We start from the raw sequence: 23,356 nt of genomic DNA on the forward strand, positions 1-23,356 counted from the left end.
CTATTTTATATTGAAAACCCTTTCATATCTATATGGATTTTTGAAATCATCGTTTGCTTCAACAGGTTAACAAATCAACATTCGCCTTGAAATGTTGGTCTATAGGCCACCCTTTTCCGTTGCTATAATTCAGTTGCTCCACTTTTTGCAGAGGCTGAGATGCCTCACAATGCGGAGGCTGGACGATACATAAGGAGGGACAACGATGGCTATGGAACAACCATTAACAACCAACACTCCGGTGCGGCAGGCGGTACATCATCCACGCAAACGCACACGCTGGAACTTCAAACGTACGTGGCCGCTGCATCTGATGCTGCTGCCTGCTGTACTGCTCACATTGCTGTTCGCCTATGTGCCTATGGGCGGCATTATTATTGCTTTTCAGGATTTTAAACCGTGGTTGGGATTCACTGGCTCCAAATGGGTGGGATGGGATAACTTCCGGTTCATGTTCGAGTATCCGGACAGTGTACAGGTGATCTGGAACACCGTGCTGATCGCTTCGATGAAAATTGTGGCTGGCCTGGTGGCGCCAGTGGTGTTCGCCATTCTGCTGAATGAGGTACGAAACTCTACATTTAAACGATTCTCGCAGACTCTAGTGTATCTGCCCCACTTCCTGTCCTGGGTTGTCCTTGGCGGCATTCTGCTCGATATGCTGTCCCCGGAGGGCGGACTGGTGAATCAGGTGCTTGCGGCTGTCGGGATTGAACCCATTTTCTTTCTCGGAGATGGTGACTGGTTCCGGGTAACGGTGGTCATCAGTGATGTATGGAAGGAATTTGGATTTGGCACAATCGTATTTCTGGCAGCACTGGCGGGGATTAATCCGGCTCTGTATGAAGCTTCCGAAGTGGATGGCGCAACACGGCTCAAACAGACGCTGCACATTACACTGCCTGCCCTGGTGCCGATGATTATCGTGGTGGGTACACTTTCCCTTGGTAATATTCTGAATGCAGGATTTGACCAGATTTTCAATCTGTACAATCCGCTTGTGTATGAGAAAGGCGATATTATCGATACGTTTGTGTACCGGATGGGGATTTTGAATGGCAAAATGAGCTTCGCCACAGCTGTTGGATTATTCAAGTCTTTTGTCGCGATGTTCCTCGTCATTTCTGCATACCGGATGGCTTACAAAATCGCCAATTACCGCATTTTCTAAGGGGTTTAGCATATTGCATTAAGGGGGAATCAAGGTGTATCACAAAACGACCGGATACCGGATATTCAACGGCTTTAACCTGTTCTTCATTGCGGCCGTTTCACTGCTCTGTGTGCTGCCGCTTGTCCATATTTTGGCGGTCTCTTTCAGCGGCAAGGCAGCCGCCTCTGCCAATCTCGTCACACTGTGGCCGATTGATTTTACGGTAGACGCCTATACCAAAACATTTGGTAACAGCAATTTCCTGAGTGCACTCTGGATCTCGGTCCAGCGTACCGTTCTTGGCACACTGCTCAGCATGGTGCTGGTCATTCTGACTGCATATCCTTTATCGAAGGAGAGTCTTCATTTTAAGGGACGTTCTATGTATGCTTGGTTTTTCATCTTCACGATGCTGTTCAGCGGCGGGCTGATTCCGTCCTACATTTTGATCCAAAAACTCGGGCTGATCAATACGCTGTGGGCACTGATTCTGCCGGGAGCGGTGGCGGTCTGGAACCTGATTCTCATGATGAACTTCTTCCGTAACGTTCCGAAAGAGCTGGAAGAGGCGTCCTTCATTGATGGTGCTAACCATATTACGACCTTGTTCCGAATCTATCTGCCCGTGTCCATGCCTGCGATTGCGACGATCTCGCTATTCACCATGGTAGGCCAATGGAACTCCTGGTTTGACGGATTGATCTATATGAATGATGCTTCCAAATATCCGCTGGCTACGTTGATGCAGACCATTATCGTGCAGCAGGACTTCTCCAATATGAACGTGGATGCTACGCAGCTTCAGAACATGTCACAGCGTACGGTTAATGCTGCACAGATTTTCATCGGTGCTCTGCCGATCCTGCTCGTGTATCCATTCCTGCAGCGTTTCTTCGTCAAGGGGATTGTGCTTGGGGCGGTAAAAGAATAGAACGAACGCGGAATATTCCGCATCATCTCATCCCGGGGCTTTCGTCTCGGGTTGTTTTGCCGTGTATGCGAATGGCCTTGTTATATTCATTAATTAACTCATCCAGAACCATCGATTGACGAATGACCTCCGGATGCATTAATTCCGCATGTGAATTTGCGATCTGGTAGAGCCTCTGCCGTGCCTTTTCGATACATTCCTGAATGGTTTCCGGATTATGCACCATACTCCCGCCCCCTGTTGTCCTTCAATATCCATCACCCAAAAAAGACCATCTATTATAATATTCGGAACAAAGGGGGCTGCCGATTACCCCAAATTTAAAATTTGTATATTTTTTCTTGTAAAGGCTGAAATAAGTATGTGTAATTCTACAACAATACAAATAAAACCGGATAGGCTGCATTCAGCCTTCTCCGGTTTTTTTTACTTCTGTATGAATTTCGCCTCTACAATGTTCAGGCTTATCTCAGTCCGATATCCTCAAAGCGATTGCCAATCGTTTCTGGAAATGCATGCTTAATCGCATCAATGGCGCGTTGTTCCGTTTCTTTTGCTTGATGGATAAGCGCTATCACCCGCTGCACACATCCAGGTTCCTTAGTATTCCACCAGATTGAATGCTCCAACATTTCAATTATCTCTGAATAAAGATCTGACAGGGACACATACTCCCGCATGACATGAACCATCTGATCCGACAGGTGCCCAAGCCCTGTGACATAGGAAGCGATATCTTGTCTTGATTTGGCGTAATATCGAAGAACGATGGCAGCTTGATCGGTGTCATAAACTCCAGATTGCAGGACCGCAGCAATGGTCGAATATGCAGCAGCTCCACAGGTGTAATCCCGGGGCGGCAGCATATAATCATGGGTCTCCCATTTGTACACAGCCTGAATCAACGATTCCTTGCAGACCTCCCACATATCCACGGTTTGATGGGATTCGAGCACCTGATAGTACCAATAGGGTGTACTGTTTTGTCCAAAAGAATCATATGGCAATCGAAAGACTTCACGCCCTTCACTTTCACAGATGTACAGTACCTTCTCCAGATCATCATACCCAACACAAACAACAAATTGATCATGCCACAAGATGGCTCCCACACCACGATCAATGGATGCCTTAATATCCAGAACAGCCTGCTTCTGATACAACGAAAAGGTCGGTTCGAACGAAAATCCAGCTGCCTGACTCGCCGTCACACCAATGAAATCAGCCGCTACAAAGTTCTCTGCCATCCAGTTGTACGCCGAGATCGATTCTATAGTTAGATGCTGATCCACCACCAATCGAAATCCACTTGCTGTCATGCCCGCAATCATGTGACGTGGAAAATTCGTCCACTGTTTGTGCACTAAAATGCGATACATCGCATCTGTATATGAACCCATACCATGCCAAGATGCGTGTTCACCCGCAGAATACTGAGCATATGGGGATTGAATCAAATCCAGCAGTTCTCGGGTTGCCATCTTCCGTCCCTCCCTCTTCCTATCTTGCCGAGTGCGCCCCCCAGCGTGGCACAGTAGAACGTTTACGATCAGGAAACTTCAGGGATATTATGCGAAAATAATGGATCGCCTGCTCCTCCAGTTCTTTCGCCTTCAATAGATCCTGTATCAGTTCATCTGTTGCATCTGGCCGGAGCATCCTTCTGTTATCCTGCTGAACCATGCATCCCTTCATCCGGTGAATTAACGTTCCAAGCTGGTCATAGCAAGCGCAGGCCTGATCTAGTTCGTTCCATATTCCTCGGAAATCCTGCAAATACATGTGAATTTCAGTCCGGGACTGGCAATAGGATTCCAATAGATAAGCTGCACCGGATTCATCGTAATCCCCACTCTGAAGGGCATGCACCCACACATCATATGCCATTCTCCCGGAAGCAATATTTCGATCAGGGAGCAGACGATACGGAATATCCCAATCCTCAATCGCCAGTCGTAAGGATTCCAATAACATATCCTTTTCGGAGATATGGACCTGCTCACCAAAAACCTGACAATACCAGAACCCCGTGAAGTTTAGACCGAAGTTGTCATACAGCAAAATTTGCGGTTCCTTACTCCACCCGTCTTGTACATAAAAGATGCGATCAGCGTCATCATATCCATGGATGACACCGAATTCAGGAATCCAGTAGATCACCCCTTTGCCCTCATCAAGACTGCGTTTAACCCAATTTACTGCCTCCCGCTGGTAATATTCGAATGTGGCATGGCGTGTACGTCCCCCATCCCAAATGGTGAATATTCCCAGGTTATCAATTCCGGATCGATGTGCCTCGCCCCATTGTCCGTACGCTGTAACCGACATGGGGAGTAACCTGCAATGCACCGAAAGTTTGAAAGCCATGCCCGTATATCCGGCGAGTAAATACTTGGTACCTTGAAACTGACCCGTATGGGTCAATATCGCGTACAGGCTATCCACATACGATTTGGACTCCCGCTTGACCATTAGATTATCCAACCATACTTCAGCCAAAGGAATCTCTCCTCTCTAGGATGTGGTCTACTCGACATTTGCTTTACTTGGCATGGCAAGTCTGTCGATCATTCTTTCTGCACTTTGCTGAAGCTTGCGTTTGAGCCACCCAGGAGATAACAGTTCCTCCCACTCGTTAACAAACAAATGCTGCAGGAAAGCATCCGTGTCATAAAACTCAACGGAATGAATCTGATCTTGCCTTGCTCGAATTCGATACCCTTGCCATAGCTCTGTTTGCTGCACTTCCTTTAGTCGGATCTCAGCCACAAACGGTTTACGAACAGGCAGTGGTTCTTCCCACCCACCCAACAATGAATCTGATCTGCACTCAAATGTCTCATTCGTAATCCGCACATGAATGATGCCCTCCAGACGGATGGCTGTTTGCTGAACAGGATCCGTTTCATAGCCAACGACGTAATCAGCGTTGTACTGGGATATCATCTTTAATGGGCACCACGAAAATTGCCGCTCCCCGGCGTGATCCCTATAATGCATATGTACTTTACGTGATTCTGTTATGGCGTGGGACATCAATTCAAAGTGCTGAAGCTGCTTAGGAGGTGCTGCGAATACAGGAAGTGGACTCTTCCATGTTTCCTGATCTTCCAGCGTAAAACGTTCCAGCAGATGAGACACACGCTTCACCACTTCTGATTGTTCGTGATCATAATGGCGATAACGATGAGCCAGATATTTAAGCACTCGTTGTTCTTCTTCGGTCATATATAGATGGGGTAGTCGATAGGTCTGATCCTCGTAACAATACCCCCGATACTTTGCAATATATACTAAGGGGGCACGTAGGGAGATTGCCATATATTCAATATCACGCTGTGCCTGACGCCGGGATATTTCGAATTCACGGGCAAGCCAGCTGCTGTTCGGAAAATGTCCGTTTCGAATCTGCTCGTCAAACCAGTGAATGCGATGCATGTTGCTCATCTTTTGCGCCCCCTTTAATTCTATAATGAGCAAATCTTAGATCCATTATATCAAAAGACATGGCCCGTTCCGAAGAACAGGCCTGCATGTTATACGGTCGCTATATCCACCCTGGATTGCACAGCTTTGGAACATTTCTTGCAAACTTTCAGACTTGTGCCATCCGTTTTCGTTTGCGAGTACAACAGTTTAATCCGGGTACTGCTACATACCGGGCATGTTCCCCGCCCTCTGGAAGGAAGACTCCACAGGACGCGTCCTCTTTTGGTTTTTGCCAATGTGTGTGAACCTCTTTTCGATATGGTTTGTGTGTTCACCGTTATTATAGAGAACATGGTACGACATAGAATGTCACAGCAGTATGCTTATCTTTTAAAATAAAAAATGTCCCCTCTTCAGCCTGAAGAAAGGACAAATCTTAGGAATGATGGGTGGACGCCTGAGCAGCGGCCTGCAATAAAGGCTGCAGGAGGCCCGGGAATCGTGTTTCCAGATCTTCCGATCTCAGTGTAAGGAAGTGCTGGGTTCCCTGCACACGCACCCGAATGACTCCGGCTTCCCGCAGTGTGCGAATATGGTGGGACATCGTGGATTTCACAACAGGTGCATTAAAATGACTGCAGGGCTGCTCTCCGCTCCTGGCTGCTTCCGCAACAATACCAAGACGGGTTGGGTCGCTCAAAGCGTACAATACGGAAGAAAGTTCAATATCCTCCACTTGAGGATGATGCAAAATTTTCATGCTGTAGTCTCCTTTTTTCAGACTATCCATTGTATTTTAACACAGTTCCATGATATATTTCTAATGTTCGATACCAATCGAACTTTAACAATGATTTCGTCAATGTAACCCCTGCTGTCTGGCATGGGATTCACCGTATATCACATTTTGCAAATGTTACATACCGTTTCTGAAATGTTGCGAAATTACTTATTCTCTCAAGGAGGTTTTCATGAACAACACGGCAACCGCATCATCCGGGGAACGGACGACCGGGCTCCAGGAAGGTTTAATTGTAAGTTTGCTTGGCTTCACGGTAGTCCTCGTCGTCATGAATACGATGATGTTCAATCTCGCCCTGCCCAAGATCGCAGCCGAGTTTCAGCTCTCATCCGTTGCTTCTTCCTGGATTGTAACAGGGTATTCCATCGTTTTTGCCATATCGTCGATCACATTCTCACGCCTATCGGACTTTGTCCCGATTCGGACCCTGTTTACAACCGGTCTTACCTTGCTGGGGGCTGCATCCGTTCTGGGATTCTTCAGTAATCATTTTATTATCCTACTCTGTGCGCGCCTGATTCAGGCAGCGGGTGCCGCATCTGTACCGGGACTCGCGATCGTACTCATTACCCGTTATGTTCCGAGTGACCGGCGGGGTAAATCCATGGCCGTCATCATGTCCGCCAGTTCCCTTGGACTTGGACTCGGTCCAGTCATCGGCGGAAGTATTACACAGTTCCTCGGATGGCATGATCTCTTTATCGTCACCGGGTTGACGTTATTCCTGATCCCTGTATTTTTCAAGCTGCTTCCGAGTGAAATGCCGCAAAAGGGGTCGTTCGACTTGCTGGGTGCACTGCTTCTGGCGATCGGAACAACGGGCGTTCTTCTATTCCTCACCTCACGCGAATGGCTTACCCTCGTCGTTGGTGTCGCAGCGCTTCTTTTGTTCTGGCTCCGGATTCGCCGTGCAGCTGATCCATTTGTTCAGCCTGCCCTGTTCAAAAATAAAAAATATATGATGCTCAGCTCGCTCGGGATCGTATCCTACATCAACAACTTCTCGACCCTGTTCCTGCTTCCGCAGATTCTGGCTCACCTGTATGCCTTGACTCCAGCCCAATCCGGACTGGTCATCTTCCCTGGTGCAGTGGTATCCATGCTGCTATCCAACCGGATTGGCCGAATGATCGACCGCCATGGCAATACATTGCTGCTCAGATTCGCACCATGGCTGCTGCTGGCAGCCGCCGGATTGTTCGCTCTGTTTGCAGACAACAGCATTTACGCCATTATGGTTGTCTATATCCTGCTGAGCGTAGGTTTCTCTGCTCTCACAACCAGCGTTTCCAACGAATTGTCCAATAACCTGACCATGGATCAGGTGGGCGCAGGCATGGGTCTGTTCCAGCTCAGCCAGTTCTTCAGCGGTGCCTTCAGTGTTGCCGTAACGGGCGTGGCTCTGACTGCGATGCAGCAATTGCCATTATCGTCAGCCTACACGAATATTTTCTGGGGCATGACCGTGGTTGCTCTGGCCTCCGTTATGTTCTCCTGGGTATATCTGAGCATGCAGTCCCGCAAAAAAGACTCTTCTGCTTCGTCTAATCTAAGCTCGTAAGAGCTGCAGGCAGGTTGCCTAATACAAGAAAGCCCCAAGGACATATCCATCATGTTCTTGGGGCTTTTACTATTCTGATTTTACTTTTATAAATCTATTATGAATTATTCAAACAGATCCAGACGAAGACGCTTCAGGCTTGTATGCTTGATGTACCATTGACCGTCAATTTGGACAAACGTCTCATGGTAATGCCCAAATCCATGGAAGGATTTGTTTTCATTGCCTTCAGGGAACGTTACCCAATCTTCCATTGGAGAGATGACCTTGGCTTCGTTCTCGGATACAAATTCAACCTCGGCGCTATGCACGTGATGTACAGTGACAGCAACATCTACCAGATCACGGAATACCTGTACGATGGTGTCACGGCCCGTTAATACCGGGATAGGGTTGCCTTCTGTACTGAAATCAGCCACTGCATCCGGAGCAAACACATCACCCAGTGCGTCCCATTGCTTCGTATCAATAAAACGGCAGTAGCGTGCTTTGGTGTTGCGGATGTTTTCCAGTGCAAGCAATTGTTCCAGTCCTGTGATGGTTGATTGGCTCATGTGTTGTCCCTCCAGAGATGTAATTCGTTTAAAATATGTACTATTAATCTTCCTTATTGTACCATTACGTTTGGATTAGGCACAACGGCTTATTATACGGATGCATATTGACCCACTAACCCTGTCTAGAAATATGGCTATGACCCTGTTTCTCGTACATCCTCCACTGCACAATCCCATTCACTCATAAATTACTCCAACGAAAAAAGTCCGGGAGCCCGGCAATGTTCTTCATGCCAACTCTCAGACTTTTTTACAACCAAGATTCAGTTATTCGTTAATTCTGCAGGCTACACCGTATGTGCACCTTTCATCTGGGCAGCCAGCTCGGACATTTTCTTATTGTTCAGATAGTGCTCCATCTGTTCTTCGGCATGAACCATGACCTGCTGAATCAAACAGCCTTCATTATGGTTCTGCGAGCATTCAAACAGGGAAGCCTGTCCTTCAATGGCATGAATGATCTCCAGAAACGAAGGATCCGGATTTTTGCGACTCAGACGATAGCCACCATTGGCTCCGGAAGTCGATTCGATCATGCCGGCCTTGACCAGCTTGGTCAATATTTTGGACAGATAGGTTGGAGATACTTTCTGCAAATCAGCGAGTTGATGTACACTAACCAGCTGCTCCGGTTCGGTAATGACAAGATGGAGCATGGTATGCAAGGCATAGTTCGTTGCTTTTGAATATTTCATGAGGGCACCTCATTGTATACGGATTTAATTTATCCATAATAGACTTGATCGGGCTCGCTGTCAAACCCCGGGATGAATCGATCCCGCGGTCACAACAGACCCGCCCATTCATTAATTGTGGTAGAGTCCTCGGTACTCTGTGGGTGTCATGCCTTCATGCGCCATGAACTGCCGGTTAAAATAACTGGCATTAGGGTATCCCGCCTCCTCCGCAATCTGCCCAATGTTGGCTGTTGGACGCTCGAGCAGCCACTGCTTCGCCATCTGCAGCCGGGAACGGGTTACGAATTCCATCGGCGTCATCTCGACTGCACTCTTGAACAATTTGCAGAAGTAGTACGAGCTGACCCCCGCCAGATCAGCCCAGTCCTGCAGCAGAAACGGCTGACATGCCTCCTGCTGCATCTGGGGAAGCAATCCCAGGATCCGATTCTCCGCTTGACTGGTACGTGTATTTTTCAGGGGTACCGCATGCTGGACGAACTCGGCCAGGACCGCATACGTCAGAGTGGATAACTGGGCCGGGCGCAGCATCCGGTTCTGCTCGGCTTCGTCGAGCAAGGCCAGATGTGCTTCTTCCCAAGGGGCCTGCTGCCGCAGCGTCCACAGGAGATTGCGGTGCAGCCCCCGTTCAATCATATAGTCATGAAGACGTTCGCCGTAAAAATGAACCCAGCGCACATCCCACGGATCATCCTCACTGCTGTAATAGTGCTGCCGTTGCTGGGGGAAATAAAGTACCGCCTGACCTGCACGAAGCTCGTGTATAATCCCGTCCACTTCCACATATCCCTTACCAGAAGCTACATAGTGAATATTGAAATTGTTGAGTACACCAGCCTCCCGCAATACGGAGTGCTGCGGATGATTCATATAATGCCCGACCGACTCGGGATAACAAAAATATGGAATATCCTGAAGGGTAAGCAATACGGTCTGTCTATTCATGAATAATTCTCCTTGACCAGCAATATTGTGTTAAGAGATCTCAATATATTATCATTTTCATTCATTGATCTATTCCTTATAATCACAATATACATTCATCCACAGGAGGAAACAACTCATGAATTCAGATCGAAAATTACGCTGGGGCATTCTTGGTAGCGCTAGCATTGCCAAAGGTTCTGTCATTCCTGGTTTGCAACAATCGGAGTTGAATGAAGTGGCGGCGATTGCGAGCCGGGACGAGGAAAAAGCGAAACAGACCGCCGATCAGCTTGGAATTGCCCAGGCTTATGGAAGCTATGAAGCACTGCTTGCGGATGACACCATTGACGCTGTTTACATCCCCCTCCCCAATCATCTCCACCGGGAGTGGACGATTCGTGCGGCAGAGGCGGGCAAACATATTTTATGCGAGAAACCGCTCGCGTTAACCGAGCAGGAAGCCCGTGAAATGGCGCAAGCCTGTGATGATGCCGGGGTACTGCTTGCTGAGGCCTTTATGTATCGGCATCATCCCCGTTATGACCAGATCAGAGACGTGATCGCCAGCGGCGAAATTGGTGAAATCCGCGGCATTCATAGTACGTTTTCTTTTAATAATTCCGGTTCATCGGGCAATGTCAGATTCAAACGTGAATGGGGCGGCGGCGCTCTCTATGATATCGGCTGTTATTCCATTAGTGCAGCGCGGTTGCTGCTCGGCCAGGAACCCTCTGCGGTCACGGTCATTGGCATGTTCTCCCCGGAGCATGACCATGTCGACATGATGGCCTCCGGATTGCTCGAATTCAATGACCATGTTGGCGTAACCTTTGACAGCAGCATGTGGGCAGCCTTCCGCAATACGCTGGAGGTGCTTGGATCAGATGGCATTATCGAGGTACCGTCAGCGTTTATCAGCAACCCGGACCGCAGCTCGAACTTCTATGTAACCGCTGGCGGTGAGCGCAGGGAGATTGAGGTACCACAGGTCAATCATTATTCCCTTCAGGGAGATGATATGGCACGGGCAGTACTCCAAGGTAAAGATCTGCGTTTTGCATCTTCCGATGCTGTGGCTAATATGAAAGTACTCGAAGCTTGTCTTCGTTCCGCTGAGGAACGTACACGGATTACACTATAAGCGAGGATGGTGGATAACATGGAATTCATTACGATTGATGGTGCAGGCAAACAAATCTCCCGGTTAATTAAAGGTACCGATTATTTTGTACACGATGCTTACGAGAAAGCCGCTGCGAACATGGATGCCTTTCTGGCGATTGGCGGCAATACCGTGGATACGGCTCACATCTACTGCGGCGGGCAGAGTGAGGAAGTTCTCGGACGCTATATGCAAGAGCGAGGCAATCGTGATCAGGTTGTCATCCTCACCAAAGGTGCCCACCACGACATGAACGGGCCGCGCGTCAATGCCGATGCCATTCGCAGTGATCTTCTTGACAGCCTGGAGCGTCTTCAAACCGATCATGTGGAATTGTACGCACTGCACCGGGATGATCCCAATATCCCTGTTGGTGTAATTCTTGAAGCACTGAATGAGCATATTGAATCTGGCAAAATCGGTGCGATCGGTGCCTCCAACTGGACTTGGCAGCGATTAGAGGAAGCAAACACGTATGCGGCTGATCATGGTCTGAAAGGGTTTACATTCAGCAGCCCGAATCTCAGTCTCGCCAAGGCGAACGAACCGTTCTGGGCAGGCTGTGTGTCGGCAGATGCGGAGACACTTGCATGGCATGAGCGGACCAAACTTCCCCTATTGTCCTGGTCCTCCCAGGCACGTGGCTTCTTTACTGGCCGGTTCACGCCTGAGGTGCGGGACAACGCCGATCTGGTTCGTGTCTTCTACAGTGACGGCAACTGGGAACGTTTGCACCGTGCCGAGCAGCTCGCCGAATTGAAGAAAACCTCTCCAATTCAGATTGCACTCGCCTATGTTTTAAATCAACCATTCCCAACCTGCGCACTGATTGGTGCCCAGAATCAGGCGGAACTGCTATCCTGTGACGAAGGTTCACGGATTACGCTAACTCGCAAGGAGCTGGATTGGCTGGACCTCGGCAGTGACGTGAAACCGGCAGTCGTGTAAAACTGTAAGGTTCAATAATAGTCAGCACATGAGTATTCATATATGACAGCTTTTTCAGGGGCCACCTCTTCTACATGAGGGAAAGGTGGTCCTTTTTCCTTGCCACACCAGCAATTTCAATACAACTACAATATGCACCATTAAAAAAAGAGGCAACGATCCAGATTAGATTCTGGATCGTTAGCCCCTTTTTGACCATAAGTTACATATAATAAGTCTTGTTATTTGAACAGGCCTTACCCTGTCATTACAGTTTAATGATCTGACCCGTTTTCTCGGATTCGAACGCTGCCAAAATAACTTGCAGGGAACGAAGACCTTCTTCACCGGAAATGGTTGGAGGCGTTTGAGTCACAATGGATTCCACAAATGCATCAATGACACCACTTGGTACTTGTTTCTCGTTGGTAGCCATGGCGCCAACTTTGTATGTTTCAACCGTACCGTTAGTCAGCTCAACGATAACTTCGTCGCCTTCTACCGTTCCGATTTTCATGACGCCATTTTCGCACCACAGAACCGTACTGTTATCCCCTGCTCTGTATTGAGTCCAGCTGGCAACGAGTGTACCGATTGCACCACTCTTCATACGCAGCAGGCAAGTTGCATTGTCATCGACTTGAGTGCCTTCTTTGTGCAGCGTGCTGATGAATCCAGCCACTTCGGACACTTCATCGTTCAGCAAATAACGGATAAAGTCAGACTTGTGTACGCCCAGATCTCCCATGGCACCCATAATGGCTTCTTCCTTACGGAAGAACCAGCTCTCTGCCCCGTCTACACTCCATGCTTCCGGACCTGGATGGCCAAAGGAAGTACGGAAGTTCAGCACTTTACCCAGTCTGCCGGAATCCAGAATTTCTTTTGCTTTTACGTGTGGAGGCATCAGGCGCTGGTTGTGACCAACCATCAGATACACGCCGTTTTTCTTCGCGGCTTCAATCATCTGCTCGCCTTCCTCGGTTGTAACAGCCATCGGCTTTTCAACGAGCACGTGCTTGCCTGCATTCGCAGCAGCAATAGCCATTGGAGCATGCAGATAGTTAGGCGTACACACGCTAACGGCATCAACCGTTTCGTTTGCAAGCAGTTCCTCATAGCTGGAATAAGCTTTACCGCCGTAAGTTTCGGCCATTTTCTCCGCACGCTCCACAATCGGATCGGCAAAAGCAACAAGTTCTACGTTTTCATTAGCAGCGTATTCTGGAATATGTCTGCGTTCAGCAATGGCTCCACAGCCGAAGACAGCAACTTTAATTTTACTCATGGTTTAAAGGTCTCCTTTGACAAATAAATTCAGCATTTTGCATGGATTCAATTCAAATCGCTTCAATTAAAACTGGTTCAGGTAATTCTGTTTCAGCCAGTTATAACTGTTGGCTACGCTTTCAAGCGGAGGATTCTGACATACATCCTGTTCAACGATCAGCCATTCCACACCTGCATTCGTCGATGCTTCAATTACAGCTGGCAGGTCAACCGAACCTTGTCCCAGTTCCAGTGTTTTCATCTGTCCCTGTTCGTCTTTGCTGAAATCCTTCAGATGGAGCAGCGGCAGTCGGCCCGCATATTGATTAATATACTCGATCGGATTTTGTCCCGCAAATTGTACCCAACATACGTCCATCTCAACTTGTACAGCCTCAGGAGTAGTCTCTGCGAACATCGCATCAAACGCGTTTTTGTCGCCCACTTGGCCATGGAATTCGAAGTCATGGTTGTGATAACCAAAGATCAGACCTTGCTTGGCTGCTTCTGCACCGTATTGTTGCAGTTCAGCGAACAGCTTGGTCCAGCCTTCCGCATTGTCAGGACGATCTTCAGGCATGAGGTAAGGACAAATCATATATTGAGCCCCAATGGTTTTGAGGTAATCAATTTGTTTTTGCAAATCTTCACGCATCGCGTGCAAGGAAACGTGGCTGCTAAAGCCTTGGAGGCCAAGCTCATCCAGCAATGCTTTCATTTCTTCAGCAGGAATGTCACCATAACCAGCGAATTCCACACCTTCATAACCAAGCTCTGCTACCTTGCGCAATGTTCCACGAAAATCTGCTGCAGTTTCATCACGGAGGGTGAACAATTGCAAACCAATATTAAGTTTTTTCATGAATGATACACCTCTGCTCTCAAATTTGCTTTCATTGCTCTATCTGGTATCATCCTACCGCAAAACAGGCTAGAATGAACATATACAATATCGTCAGAACATGAACTATCTGATCGAATTTTTATTCCAGTATTTTGCATCACCCAAATATCATTCTTCAGGTGCATGCAGGATACGTATATTGGAGGATTGCATCTTTGGAACCAATGGAGACTTCAGTACTGATCTGTGACTACTCTTATCACTACAAGGCATTTAACCACAACATGAAGGGCGAGCTGCAGACTTACCTGTTTCGTTTGCAAACCGAAGGCTCTTGCAAGGTATATGTGCAGGATGAAGAATTTAAGATGACCAGCGGGGATTTGCTTTTATTGAAACCAGGTGATGACTATCATCTCGTGGTCGAAGAACCGCACAAGGAAGGCCGATTATCCAGCGGGGATTATTATTTGTTCTGTGAAGGATCCTGGATTGATCAGTGGTGGAAGCGAATACAGCGCCCTACCGTGAACCGCATTGGTCTGGATGATAAGCTGGTCAGCCTCTGGCGTAATCTTTTGCTGGAAAAGCGCCGGGGACCTCTTGAGGAAAATGCGGAGTTAAAAGATGTGCTGCTGCGTGGACTCTGTCTATACATCGACCGGGCCATCAATGAGAATCTTCAGACGGATCGAAGTGTCTCCTCAGCCCTGAAACTGAAGCGTTTCATTGAGGAACACGCAACCGTCACGTTCAAACTCGAAGAGGCCGCTCGTTACGCAGGTTTAAGTCTGTCCCGGGCAGTGCGGCTATTCAAGGAGCACTATGGCAAAACCATGATCCAGTACGCCATCGAAATTCGTCTGAATGTGGCTCTGGAACGCATGAAGTACAGTGAGATGACGCTGGAGCATATTGCCGAGACATGCGGCTTTGCCAGCTATTCCTATTTCCATCGGGTATTCCGGGCTCACTTCGGGATGTCTCCCTTGGAATATTTGAAGTCCCAGTCTCACCCTTCCTTTGATCTAGAGCGTGTATAACGACCTCAATTCCCGAACCCATGACGACCTGTAGACAGGTAACGTTTATGGGTTCTTTACCATTTTCGATGCTCTAAATTTACTCATGACTCCTCTCACATAACCCTGTATAGTTAAAACCATAGTAATTTACAGATTCATACATCATTAGCGGAATTTCCATCAACCTTAATTGGAGCGATACATATGCATGTTCCACGGAAAATACTCATAATTGAAGACGAGCAGGACATTTCACGCATTATCAGAGACTATCTGAACAAAAATCAATACGACGCCGCAGTTGCAGCCACTGGGCAAGATGGACTGCAGATGATGGACATGCTTCAACCGGACTATATCATTCTGGATATTATGCTGCCTGATCTGGACGGTATTGATGTATGTCGTGAAATCAGGCGAAGAAACAATATCCCCATCCTCATCCTGAGTGCAAGGGGAAGCGATACAGACAAGGTGCTCGGTTTGGGTTTTGGAGCAGATGATTATATGACCAAACCATTTTCCCTGAGTGAGCTGCTTGCACGAATCAATGCCCATTTTAGACGTTATGACAGTCTTAAACCCAAGCTTGAGGAGACACATCTGCTTCGTCTGTCCAACCTGGTGATCGATAAAAAAGCGTACAAGGTTACGCTGAACGGGACTGAAGTTTCGCTCTCCGCCAAAGAATTCGAACTGCTGTACTACCTGGCAAGCCACAAAAATCAGGTGTTTTCCAAGTCACAGTTACTGGATGCAGTCTGGGGATATGATGCTTACGGAGATGAAAATACCGTTACGGTATATATTCGAAGACTGAGAGAAAAAATTGAGGCTGCCCCTTCCCATCCAACCGTTTTGAAGACAGTCTGGGGTGTTGGCTACAAATTTAACCATGAATAAGAAAGATGGGAGACGACAACCTGCATGTCATTATTTAATGGGTCCAAACGCTGGCTGACCACTACACTGATTTTGCTTATGCTGCTGCTTGGAAGCAGCCTGACACTTGCGGTGGATCGGTTAGTTAACCATACAGGCGAGTCTAACTTATCCATTAATAAGGTCCGCCTCAGGGTTAATCCAATTATGCTTGCTATAGAGCGTAATTATCATCAACTAAACACACCGGAAATTCAGGAAAACATTCGTTCCATGGCCAGAGAACAAGGCATTCAGCTATCCTTGGCCGGATTGGACGGGACAATCAGGCTATCTTCAAACCCATCCTCTGAAGGGCAGCATATCCATCTGGCATCCGCCTTGCATTATGATCTGAACCATGCCGCGTATGCCAAGGATGGGGAGGATCTGTTGGACATTGCTTTCCCTGTCATACCTGCTGATGAGGGAAAGCAGATTGGTAATGCCATCTTTACAATTCCTAAATCGATGGTTACAGTGCAGCCTTCTTCAACGCTCCCCCTCCTGGCTGTAGGCACCTCACTCATTATTGCTCTTATTTTGGGGACTCTCCTGATCTCCATGCATCGCAATCTGCATAAACGGTTACTGTCTCCTGTAAACTTGCTTCAGCATCATGCTGAGTCCATTCTTAAAGGACAATACGATCAAAGCATTCAATATCAACATGCAGACGAAATAGGCGAACTATATGCCATGTTCGATCTGATGCGTACAGAAATCAAATTTTTGAGTGAACAGCGTATTCAGCAGGAACAGGCACAAAAAGAGCTCATCACCAATATCTCGCATGATATCAAGACTCCGATTACGACGGTTAAAGCATACATTGAAGCCATTATCGAAGGCATATGTACAGATGAGAAAACACTCATGGAATATATGAGAATCATGCAGACCCACACGGACAAAACAGCCCAGCTGGTTGAGGATCTGTTAATCCATGCGCTGCAGGAGCTAGGTCAAATTTCGGTGGAGCCGCGTGAAGTTTATAGTGGTCCCGTCTTCGAAGCCATGCTTGAATCGTTTGGACATGCTGTCAAAATTAAAGGCCTAACGTATGAAACACCAGATTCCGTCCCAAATGTATTAGTCCGTATGGATACGACAAGGATCGAGCAAGTTCTGTCCAATCTGATATCCAATGCACTGAAAAACACCCGTCCCGGAGATGTCATTCGTGTCCTTACAGAGCTGGATGCGGATCAGTTCATTGTAAAGATCGCGGATACCGGCCAGGGAATACAGCCACAGGATATGCCTTTTGTATTCGAACGATATTTCCGGGGACAGGCATCTCCTGTGTACAGTCATGTGCAGGATGGCACAGGCCTCGGCTTATCCATTTGCAAAAATATTGTAGAGGCACACGGCGGACGTATTTCCTTCTCAAGCAAAGAGGGGCAGGGAACCCTCTTTCAATTCAGTCTGCCGATCTGCTAAGTTTTTCATAAACCGTTCAAGCAGACATCTGGCCCTGTAATACTTTATTCATAATTTGATAAGACTTCCTCAACATCCCCCCGCTAGAATAAATCGTATACTGCACCTGAGGAGTGATCTGCTTGACCAAAACAACCATTATTCGTGCGCATAACCTATGCAAAACATATAGCACTGGCCCGGAGCAATATCATGCCATACGCAATGTGGATCTGGATATCTATGAAGAAGACTTCACGGTCATTATGGGCAATTCCGGCTCGGGAAAATCGACCTTGCTCTATCTGCTGAGTGGTCTGGATCATGTGACAGCCGGTGAGGTTTATTTTTATGATCAACGGATTGATGCTTACAGTGAACGGGAAATGTCCGATTTCCGGACTCGCCGCATTGGTTATATCTATCAGAGTATTAATCTGGTACCGGATCTCTCCATCAAAGAGAACATTGCATTGCCGGGATACATTGCCGGGACCAAAAAGAATGAAATTCAAATTCGGGCAGCCCAACTGATGAAAGCCTTGGATATTGACGGACAGAGCAGCCGTTTCCCCTCCCAAACTTCAGGAGGTCAGCAGCAACGAGCCGCCATTGCACGTGCTTTGATTAATACACCGGATGTGCTCTTCGCCGATGAACCTACGGGCAGCCTGAACTATGAGCACGGTAAGGCTGTTCTCGACATCCTGACCGACATTAACCGAAAAGGGCAGTCCGTTGTCATGGTTACGCATGATATTCAGGCTGCCTGCCGTGCTGATCGTCTTATCTTGATCCGGGACGGCAAGGTTGGAGGCATTCTCGAATTTGATAAATATAGCGAACATCAGATGCATGACCGTGAAGCCGTCATATTTACTTTTGTATCGGGGAAGGCGTAGCGATGGCTGTCATGTTGAAACTTAGCCTCTCCTACCTGAGCAGAAGCAAAATACAAAATGGTTTTATCGCTCTGCTCATTCTTCTATCCACGCTCCTCGTGTCTACAGCTGTTATGATCCTGGCCAACACGGGTAACCAGTTTAGGGAAATGCACAACCGCACCAATGGGTCGCATCAAATTCTGACCTTTGAAAAAGGTCTTAATGATCCGCAGGCTGTGCACGACTGGTGGGCTTCCGAGGATGGCGTTGAAGTGTCCTCATTGTTAACGTATCGCACGTTATCAGGGATCGCTTTTAATGGCATGGATATTCCTAATCTTTACCTTTACATGATAAGCACCCCTTCTCCTCCATGGGTTGTGGATGAACTTATTTTCTCCAAGGGAGCACCTGAAGCTGCTCCGAAACAAGGTTCGGTCTGGATTCCAACATCCATGGCCAATGCCTACGATATATCGGTAGGAGATACAGTTGGTTTCAAAACCGGGGCCGCTGCCTTGAATCTGAAGGTGTCCGCCATTGTCGTCGATGTGCCTTATGGAGCACCATTTACCAATACAGCACGGGTCTGGATGAATCCCTTGGATTACCACCATGATGTCCAGTCACTTGCGGGAACCGATCATCACATGATGGGAATCCATTTCGACGATTACAGTACGAATTCAAGGTATTGGGAACGTTACACGCTTGAGGCAGGCGGACCATTTCTGGAAACCAAGATGGAGTTTGAGGGCATTTCCTCTTTTTATCTGATCATTAACCAGATCGTTGGGTTCATCATGATTTTCCTAGGTGTTGTCATGCTCGCCATTGCTCTTATGACGATAGGATTCACGATTTCGGATGCCATTCTGGCCAACTACAAAACGATTGGCATACTCAAATCATTGGGATTAACCTCAGCCAAAACGATCGGCACCTATGTGATTCAATATTCATTGCTTTCCTTCATAGCCATTATTCCAGGGCTCGCATTCAGTATATGGGCATCCAAATTCATCATTAACATTTCCGTGTCTTCTCTTCGCGTGGGCAATAGTGACATTTCGGTCGAAGGAATAGGCTCGGCCATGCTGGTGGGCGTGTTTCTGTTCGCATTGATCATACTGTTCGTTGTGCTATATGCCAGAAAAGCACGACATATCCAGCCGGTGCAGGCCATCCGTTATGGCATGTCGGAGACGGACCATACCCGGTTGGCACGCAGAATGAATTCCCCGCTGGCGGGCTTAATCGGGTTTACACGCCTGCCTGCAGCTGCAGTTCTCGGATTGCGCCATTTGTTGAAGAACACCAAAAGTTCCATTCTCATGCTGCTGCTGACGACCATTGCCTCGTCCGTACTGGTTTTGGGATATGTTCTGTTAACCAGTATCACCGGAATTGTTCAGACAGCTGCCAAATGGGGCTATGACAATGCCAACATTGCTGCTGTCGTTGTGAACAAGAGTACCTTTCCCAAAGACGAATTAAAGCAAAGGTTACAAGAAGATCCAAGAATTAAAAATGTCGGCTGGCAAGGGAACATTACGGGTGTACTTCATCCAGATTCTTCTGCTGATATGCAGGGGCAATCTACCAGTTTAGCTCTGAGTGTATTGGATGGAAGTTATCAGGACCTTGGATTTGAAACACTGCAGGGGAGAAATCCACAACAGGAGAATGAAATCGCCATCGGTGTAAGTGTAGCGAGAACATTAAACAAAGCTCCGGGTGACTTCTTGGAACTTTATATTGAGGGAAAAAAGCGAACATTCCTCATCACAGGCATTTATCAAGCCATCGCCAACATGTCTATCTCGGGACGGATTACGACGGAGGCCATGAGTGCCATACATCCTAATTTTGGCAATTTTGATGCTGTATTCATTAATCTGAATGATCCTATGCAAGCAAATCAAGTCGCCGAGGAATTAAATGATCAATTTAAAGATTCCGCTTCGGTTGTAACTCAGAAGACACTGCTTGATTCCGTCTACGCAGAAGCGGCAGCCGTCCTGATCTACCCCATGAGCCTAATCGGGCTGCTATTCCTCCTGGTTACATTTATTATCATTTTCAGTACCTGCCGGATTAGTATCCGCAAAGAAAGCAGAACCTATGGAATCTACAAATCGATTGGCATGACATCACGGCGTATTCGAGTGTCTGTTTCAATGGGAGTGGCAGCCCTTGCTGCCATTGGCGCCGTACTTGGAATCCTGGTAGGCGTTTACATGCTGCCTATTCTACTTGAGATGGTCCTGGCGGGTTACGGTATTGTTCAGCTTCCTCTTATTCTCCATTGGGGTGGGATTGGTCTATTCACTTGCGTAGGCATGATTGCAGCAGCCCTTGGCTCCTGGTTCTCTTCCCGTGTGATTCATGAAACATCGCCACGTATGCTGGTTATTGAATAACGTTGGCAACATGCAAAAAAAACAGCCCTTTGGAGTCCTTTATGGAATCCGAAAAGGCTGTTTGGTTTGTCCTGATATTACTCTGTCGATGATCCCTGATTGGTAATGTTGATTTTGATATCATAGGTAATCGGGATTTCACTAAACATTTTATCCCAATCCGGTTTAACTTTCTGCCATACTTTCGGATATTTAATACGAAGCCGGTCTCCAAATCCACCTACATCTACCTTATACACATGCTGCATTTTATACAACAACTGCTGTATCTGTTGTTTGGCCAGTTCGCTGAACTCCTGCTCCAGTTCGTCCAAATACTTCTCAGTGCCCTCTTCCTCCGGTGAAGTCCAGTCTTCCATAAACCAGCCATCGGATTCCACCTTTACATGGAATGAGATGTCATCTCCTTTGACTGTGGGGATGATTTTGCTCTTGGTGTGTTTAATTTCATACGTGACGGTACTCCCTGATTTTTCCCGATACGTTTTGATTACTCCCCCTTGTGCCCTCCCTTGAATCCAGGATAACCCCTCCATATCGGTCTGGCTCAGACTCCCAATCCACCGGTTGGTCTTCCCACTGTAGATGCCTGCTCCTGAGAATTTGTGTTCTCCTTCAAACGAAATGACATTTTGTAATAAATAGCTTGATCCCGACTGCATGGTAGCATCCAGCTTGGTGAGCGACATGGCCGGGAGTATCTTGTTGGTTCGATTCACATTGTCAACCAGGCCTGTAAGATAGAATGATGGAATCTCACCAGGATCATTGGTCGATAGTGCTTCCAGTGCTTTTCGGTGACTGACCACAACGAGACAGCTTGGCCGAATGTCGTTATCCCGCAGCACAAAATCAAGCAGCTGATCCAAACTGTATTTTCTGGATACCTCGGTCGAGACGACAATGACTTTAAGATGGTGACCAATCAACGGTCGATCTCTTCTGACTGCAAACTGGCGAAAAATTTGTATCAGTGAATCTCCTGTTAGCCGTTCATTAAAATAGGATTTTCCTGCTCCTGCTGTTCCCGGTCCGGACTGTTCTTTGGCTGTTCCTCTCGGTACAATCTGTACCGTGGCCGTAATATTGTTTTTCTTGGGGTAGTGTCCTCCCTGTTGGTTAATACTTTTTTCAAACGGAGATTCATTCTCCAGATCAATTCCAAGTCCAACATATACACTAAGGTCCTCGATTTCCTTGCTGCTCCAGCACCCAGCAGTAAATAGCAGCAGAAGTAATCCGGGCAGGAACAGGCCGATTCGAATGGTTCGATTCATGCGTGCTTCCCTCCCTTTTTACGGATAATGCTGATCAACAGCAGGACGGTGGGGAGTATGCCGAATAGGTAGATGGACACATTACCCACCATGTCACCCAAGGTAAATGTTTCGTTCACATCCTTGGGTAGTACAGCAATCAGGTAACTTACAGGTAGTAATGCGTACATGATGGGAACCGTGTTTTTTATTTTGAACGTATGTGCAACACCTACTGCGGCTGCATAATGCGTGATGGTGAACGTTGAGAATATTTGCATGACCCAGATGACAAGCAGCAGGGATTCGAAGCGTTCAAAGATTAACCCCTGGATTTCGAAACTTCGCATCAGATCCAGCGTTGGCCACGTGCGGGTTTTCATGCCCTCAACGGACAGGCTCCCAATAACCATAACGACTGTAATGAGATAGATGACCATCGGCACTGCCGTTCCCCAGACCATCGCTTTGATGCCTTTTTCTGGTTTTTGCATGTATGCCATGATGACAATCATAATTTCATAGCCTGTATACGCAAGCAAGGTCGATTTCAAACCTTTAAATATGGGTAGAACCCCTTCTCCCAATACAGGACGGAGATTACTAATATCAAACAGTTGACTGCTAAGCAAAATGGCAATGACAAAAATAACGAGGGTAACCGGCAAAATAATCTCAAATAAACGGGCAATGGTAACCAGACCACCGGACATCAGATAGATCCCCACCCACATGAAGACCATGACAATAGCCCACACTGGTGTGCCTTCCAGCAGATAGAGTCCGGTAACTTCCGCCATGACCCGGATTTCAAATGCCGAAATGATAAGAAAATATAGGACCGTGATGATGCTAAGTGCATAAGCAATCCATGGACCTGTAATTTCCCCAACAAACTGGAACCCCGTCTTGCTGGGAAACCTGCGGCACAGGATAACGAGAATAAATCCTACACCAGTGATGATCAGACCTGACAGGATAATGGAAATCCAGACATCCGGGGTCCCTACAGCCTCTACCGTCGTGCGTGGAAGAGTCAAAATTCCGGCGCCTAACATGTAGTTAATAATGATGACCCCTGCTTGTTTGGTTGATATCTGATTCGTGGAATTCACATTATCACCTCTTTGCCGATTGATGGTGCTAACTGCAGAAAACTCTC

The 23,356-nt window shown here is 47.4% G+C and carries 23 protein-coding genes; 10 read left to right on the forward strand and 13 right to left on the reverse strand.

Features of this window, described 5'->3' with window-relative positions:
- The first annotated feature begins 205 nt into the window (after positions 1-205).
- Entirely contained in the window at positions 206-1,171 is a 966-nt protein-coding gene (locus tag AB3N00_RS27035) for an ABC transporter permease (protein WP_413037323.1), read from the forward strand.
- A gap of 34 nt (positions 1,172-1,205) precedes the next feature.
- Positions 1,206-2,084: a carbohydrate ABC transporter permease gene (locus tag AB3N00_RS27040; protein WP_183526211.1), complete on the forward strand. Its 879-nt coding sequence runs from the start codon at positions 1,206-1,208 to the stop codon at positions 2,082-2,084.
- A gap of 22 nt (positions 2,085-2,106) precedes the next feature.
- Here the strand turns inward: AB3N00_RS27040 and AB3N00_RS27045 are convergent, their stop codons facing one another.
- The 6 genes from AB3N00_RS27045 to AB3N00_RS27070 all read right to left on the reverse strand — a co-directional run bounded on the left by AB3N00_RS27045 (position 2,107) and on the right by AB3N00_RS27070 (position 6,273).
- Positions 2,107-2,310 (reverse strand): Spo0E family sporulation regulatory protein-aspartic acid phosphatase, encoded by a 204-nt coding sequence (locus AB3N00_RS27045; protein WP_413037324.1) that lies wholly within the window; start codon positions 2,308-2,310, stop codon positions 2,107-2,109.
- A gap of 238 nt (positions 2,311-2,548) precedes the next feature.
- Positions 2,549-3,565: a hypothetical protein gene (locus tag AB3N00_RS27050; protein WP_413037325.1), complete on the reverse strand. Its 1,017-nt coding sequence runs from the start codon at positions 3,563-3,565 to the stop codon at positions 2,549-2,551.
- 19 nt (positions 3,566-3,584) lie between these two features.
- Entirely contained in the window at positions 3,585-4,583 is a 999-nt protein-coding gene (locus AB3N00_RS27055) for a hypothetical protein (protein WP_413037326.1), read from the reverse strand.
- 27 nt (positions 4,584-4,610) lie between these two features.
- Positions 4,611-5,531 carry a helix-turn-helix transcriptional regulator gene (locus tag AB3N00_RS27060; protein WP_413037327.1) on the reverse strand — a complete coding sequence of 307 codons (921 nt, stop codon included), beginning with the start codon at positions 5,529-5,531 and terminating at the stop codon, positions 4,611-4,613.
- Positions 5,532-5,620: 89 nt separating this feature from the next.
- Positions 5,621-5,809: a hypothetical protein gene (locus AB3N00_RS27065; protein ID WP_413037328.1), complete on the reverse strand. Its 189-nt coding sequence runs from the start codon at positions 5,807-5,809 to the stop codon at positions 5,621-5,623.
- A 140-nt stretch (positions 5,810-5,949) separates the two neighbouring features.
- A complete protein-coding gene (locus AB3N00_RS27070) occupies positions 5,950-6,273 on the reverse strand; it encodes an ArsR/SmtB family transcription factor (RefSeq protein ID WP_175395244.1) in 324 nt (107 codons plus the stop codon).
- Between the two features lie 211 nt (positions 6,274-6,484).
- Here AB3N00_RS27070 and AB3N00_RS27075 point away from each other — a divergent pair, with 211 nt between their 5' ends.
- Positions 6,485-7,876 (forward strand): MFS transporter, encoded by a 1,392-nt coding sequence (locus tag AB3N00_RS27075; protein WP_413037329.1) that lies wholly within the window; start codon positions 6,485-6,487, stop codon positions 7,874-7,876.
- A gap of 104 nt (positions 7,877-7,980) precedes the next feature.
- Here the strand turns inward: AB3N00_RS27075 and AB3N00_RS27080 are convergent, their stop codons facing one another.
- The 3 genes from AB3N00_RS27080 to AB3N00_RS27090 all read right to left on the reverse strand — a co-directional run bounded on the left by AB3N00_RS27080 (position 7,981) and on the right by AB3N00_RS27090 (position 10,076).
- Positions 7,981-8,430 carry a nuclear transport factor 2 family protein gene (locus tag AB3N00_RS27080; protein ID WP_127539728.1) on the reverse strand — a complete coding sequence of 150 codons (450 nt, stop codon included), beginning with the start codon at positions 8,428-8,430 and terminating at the stop codon, positions 7,981-7,983.
- Between the two features lie 290 nt (positions 8,431-8,720).
- Positions 8,721-9,128, reverse strand: coding sequence for an RrF2 family transcriptional regulator (locus tag AB3N00_RS27085; RefSeq protein ID WP_413037330.1), 408 nt, complete (start codon positions 9,126-9,128; stop codon positions 8,721-8,723).
- A gap of 111 nt (positions 9,129-9,239) precedes the next feature.
- Positions 9,240-10,076, reverse strand: coding sequence for a helix-turn-helix domain-containing protein (locus tag AB3N00_RS27090; protein ID WP_413037331.1), 837 nt, complete (start codon positions 10,074-10,076; stop codon positions 9,240-9,242).
- A 118-nt stretch (positions 10,077-10,194) separates the two neighbouring features.
- Here AB3N00_RS27090 and AB3N00_RS27095 point away from each other — a divergent pair, with 118 nt between their 5' ends.
- Together AB3N00_RS27095 and AB3N00_RS27100 are read left to right on the forward strand one after the other, a co-directional pair.
- Positions 10,195-11,199 carry a Gfo/Idh/MocA family protein gene (locus AB3N00_RS27095; protein WP_175395240.1) on the forward strand — a complete coding sequence of 335 codons (1,005 nt, stop codon included), beginning with the start codon at positions 10,195-10,197 and terminating at the stop codon, positions 11,197-11,199.
- An 18-nt stretch (positions 11,200-11,217) separates the two neighbouring features.
- A complete protein-coding gene (locus AB3N00_RS27100; RefSeq protein ID WP_413037370.1) occupies positions 11,218-12,168 on the forward strand; it encodes an aldo/keto reductase in 951 nt (316 codons plus the stop codon).
- 247 nt (positions 12,169-12,415) lie between these two features.
- Here AB3N00_RS27100 and AB3N00_RS27105 read toward each other — a convergent pair whose 3' ends face one another.
- Positions 12,416-13,435: a Gfo/Idh/MocA family protein gene (locus AB3N00_RS27105; protein ID WP_413037332.1), complete on the reverse strand. Its 1,020-nt coding sequence runs from the start codon at positions 13,433-13,435 to the stop codon at positions 12,416-12,418.
- Between the two features lie 66 nt (positions 13,436-13,501).
- A complete protein-coding gene (locus AB3N00_RS27110; RefSeq protein WP_413037333.1) occupies positions 13,502-14,278 on the reverse strand; it encodes a sugar phosphate isomerase/epimerase family protein in 777 nt (258 codons plus the stop codon).
- A 206-nt stretch (positions 14,279-14,484) separates the two neighbouring features.
- Between AB3N00_RS27110 and AB3N00_RS27115 the strand changes: the two genes are divergently transcribed.
- The 5 genes from AB3N00_RS27115 to AB3N00_RS27135 all read left to right on the forward strand — a co-directional run bounded on the left by AB3N00_RS27115 (position 14,485) and on the right by AB3N00_RS27135 (position 20,938).
- Complete coding sequence (locus tag AB3N00_RS27115) at positions 14,485-15,303, forward strand: helix-turn-helix domain-containing protein (protein WP_175395366.1); 819 nt, start codon at positions 14,485-14,487, stop codon at positions 15,301-15,303.
- A 186-nt stretch (positions 15,304-15,489) separates the two neighbouring features.
- Positions 15,490-16,188, forward strand: coding sequence for a response regulator transcription factor (locus AB3N00_RS27120; protein WP_413037334.1), 699 nt, complete (start codon positions 15,490-15,492; stop codon positions 16,186-16,188).
- 24 nt (positions 16,189-16,212) lie between these two features.
- Positions 16,213-17,652 carry a sensor histidine kinase gene (locus tag AB3N00_RS27125; protein ID WP_413037335.1) on the forward strand — a complete coding sequence of 480 codons (1,440 nt, stop codon included), beginning with the start codon at positions 16,213-16,215 and terminating at the stop codon, positions 17,650-17,652.
- Positions 17,653-17,774: 122 nt separating this feature from the next.
- A complete protein-coding gene (locus tag AB3N00_RS27130) occupies positions 17,775-18,533 on the forward strand; it encodes an ABC transporter ATP-binding protein (protein ID WP_413037336.1) in 759 nt (252 codons plus the stop codon).
- Positions 18,534-18,535: 2 nt separating this feature from the next.
- Entirely contained in the window at positions 18,536-20,938 is a 2,403-nt protein-coding gene (locus AB3N00_RS27135) for an ABC transporter permease (protein ID WP_413037337.1), read from the forward strand.
- A 77-nt stretch (positions 20,939-21,015) separates the two neighbouring features.
- Here AB3N00_RS27135 and AB3N00_RS27140 read toward each other — a convergent pair whose 3' ends face one another.
- A complete protein-coding gene (locus AB3N00_RS27140; protein WP_413037338.1) occupies positions 21,016-22,215 on the reverse strand; it encodes a Ger(x)C family spore germination protein in 1,200 nt (399 codons plus the stop codon).
- Positions 22,212-23,309, reverse strand: a complete 1,098-nt coding sequence (locus AB3N00_RS27145; protein WP_413037339.1) for a GerAB/ArcD/ProY family transporter — start codon at positions 23,307-23,309, stop codon at positions 22,212-22,214. The genes AB3N00_RS27140 and AB3N00_RS27145 overlap by 4 nt, the downstream gene beginning before the upstream one ends.
- Positions 23,310-23,356 lie beyond the last annotated feature (47 nt).

The organism is Paenibacillus xylanilyticus, from assembly GCF_047246825.1.
In the GTDB taxonomy this organism is placed as follows: domain Bacteria; phylum Bacillota; class Bacilli; order Paenibacillales; family Paenibacillaceae; genus Paenibacillus; species Paenibacillus xylanilyticus_B.

What these genes read in the sequence shown, in the direction of transcription:
- AB3N00_RS27100 (WP_413037370.1), top strand. Translation starts at nt 11,218, where the DNA reads ATGGAATTCATTACGATTGATGGTGCAGGCAAACAAATCTCCCGGTTA.
- AB3N00_RS27105 (WP_413037332.1), bottom strand. Translation starts at nt 13,435, where the DNA reads ATGAGTAAAATTAAAGTTGCTGTCTTCGGCTGTGGAGCCATTGCTGAA.
- AB3N00_RS27140 (WP_413037338.1), bottom strand. Translation starts at nt 22,215, where the DNA reads ATGAATCGAACCATTCGAATCGGCCTGTTCCTGCCCGGATTACTTCTG.
- AB3N00_RS27125 (WP_413037335.1), top strand. Translation starts at nt 16,213, where the DNA reads ATGTCATTATTTAATGGGTCCAAACGCTGGCTGACCACTACACTGATT.
- AB3N00_RS27115 (WP_175395366.1), top strand. Translation starts at nt 14,485, where the DNA reads ATGGAGACTTCAGTACTGATCTGTGACTACTCTTATCACTACAAGGCA.
- AB3N00_RS27045 (WP_413037324.1), bottom strand. Translation starts at nt 2,310, where the DNA reads ATGGTGCATAATCCGGAAACCATTCAGGAATGTATCGAAAAGGCACGG.
- AB3N00_RS27080 (WP_127539728.1), bottom strand. Translation starts at nt 8,430, where the DNA reads ATGAGCCAATCAACCATCACAGGACTGGAACAATTGCTTGCACTGGAA.
- AB3N00_RS27070 (WP_175395244.1), bottom strand. Translation starts at nt 6,273, where the DNA reads ATGAAAATTTTGCATCATCCTCAAGTGGAGGATATTGAACTTTCTTCC.
- AB3N00_RS27060 (WP_413037327.1), bottom strand. Translation starts at nt 5,531, where the DNA reads ATGAGCAACATGCATCGCATTCACTGGTTTGACGAGCAGATTCGAAAC.
- AB3N00_RS27035 (WP_413037323.1), top strand. Translation starts at nt 206, where the DNA reads ATGGCTATGGAACAACCATTAACAACCAACACTCCGGTGCGGCAGGCG.
- AB3N00_RS27050 (WP_413037325.1), bottom strand. Translation starts at nt 3,565, where the DNA reads ATGGCAACCCGAGAACTGCTGGATTTGATTCAATCCCCATATGCTCAG.
- AB3N00_RS27090 (WP_413037331.1), bottom strand. Translation starts at nt 10,076, where the DNA reads ATGAATAGACAGACCGTATTGCTTACCCTTCAGGATATTCCATATTTT.
- AB3N00_RS27085 (WP_413037330.1), bottom strand. Translation starts at nt 9,128, where the DNA reads ATGAAATATTCAAAAGCAACGAACTATGCCTTGCATACCATGCTCCAT.
- AB3N00_RS27075 (WP_413037329.1), top strand. Translation starts at nt 6,485, where the DNA reads ATGAACAACACGGCAACCGCATCATCCGGGGAACGGACGACCGGGCTC.
- AB3N00_RS27135 (WP_413037337.1), top strand. Translation starts at nt 18,536, where the DNA reads ATGGCTGTCATGTTGAAACTTAGCCTCTCCTACCTGAGCAGAAGCAAA.
- AB3N00_RS27110 (WP_413037333.1), bottom strand. Translation starts at nt 14,278, where the DNA reads ATGAAAAAACTTAATATTGGTTTGCAATTGTTCACCCTCCGTGATGAA.
- AB3N00_RS27095 (WP_175395240.1), top strand. Translation starts at nt 10,195, where the DNA reads ATGAATTCAGATCGAAAATTACGCTGGGGCATTCTTGGTAGCGCTAGC.
- AB3N00_RS27120 (WP_413037334.1), top strand. Translation starts at nt 15,490, where the DNA reads ATGCATGTTCCACGGAAAATACTCATAATTGAAGACGAGCAGGACATT.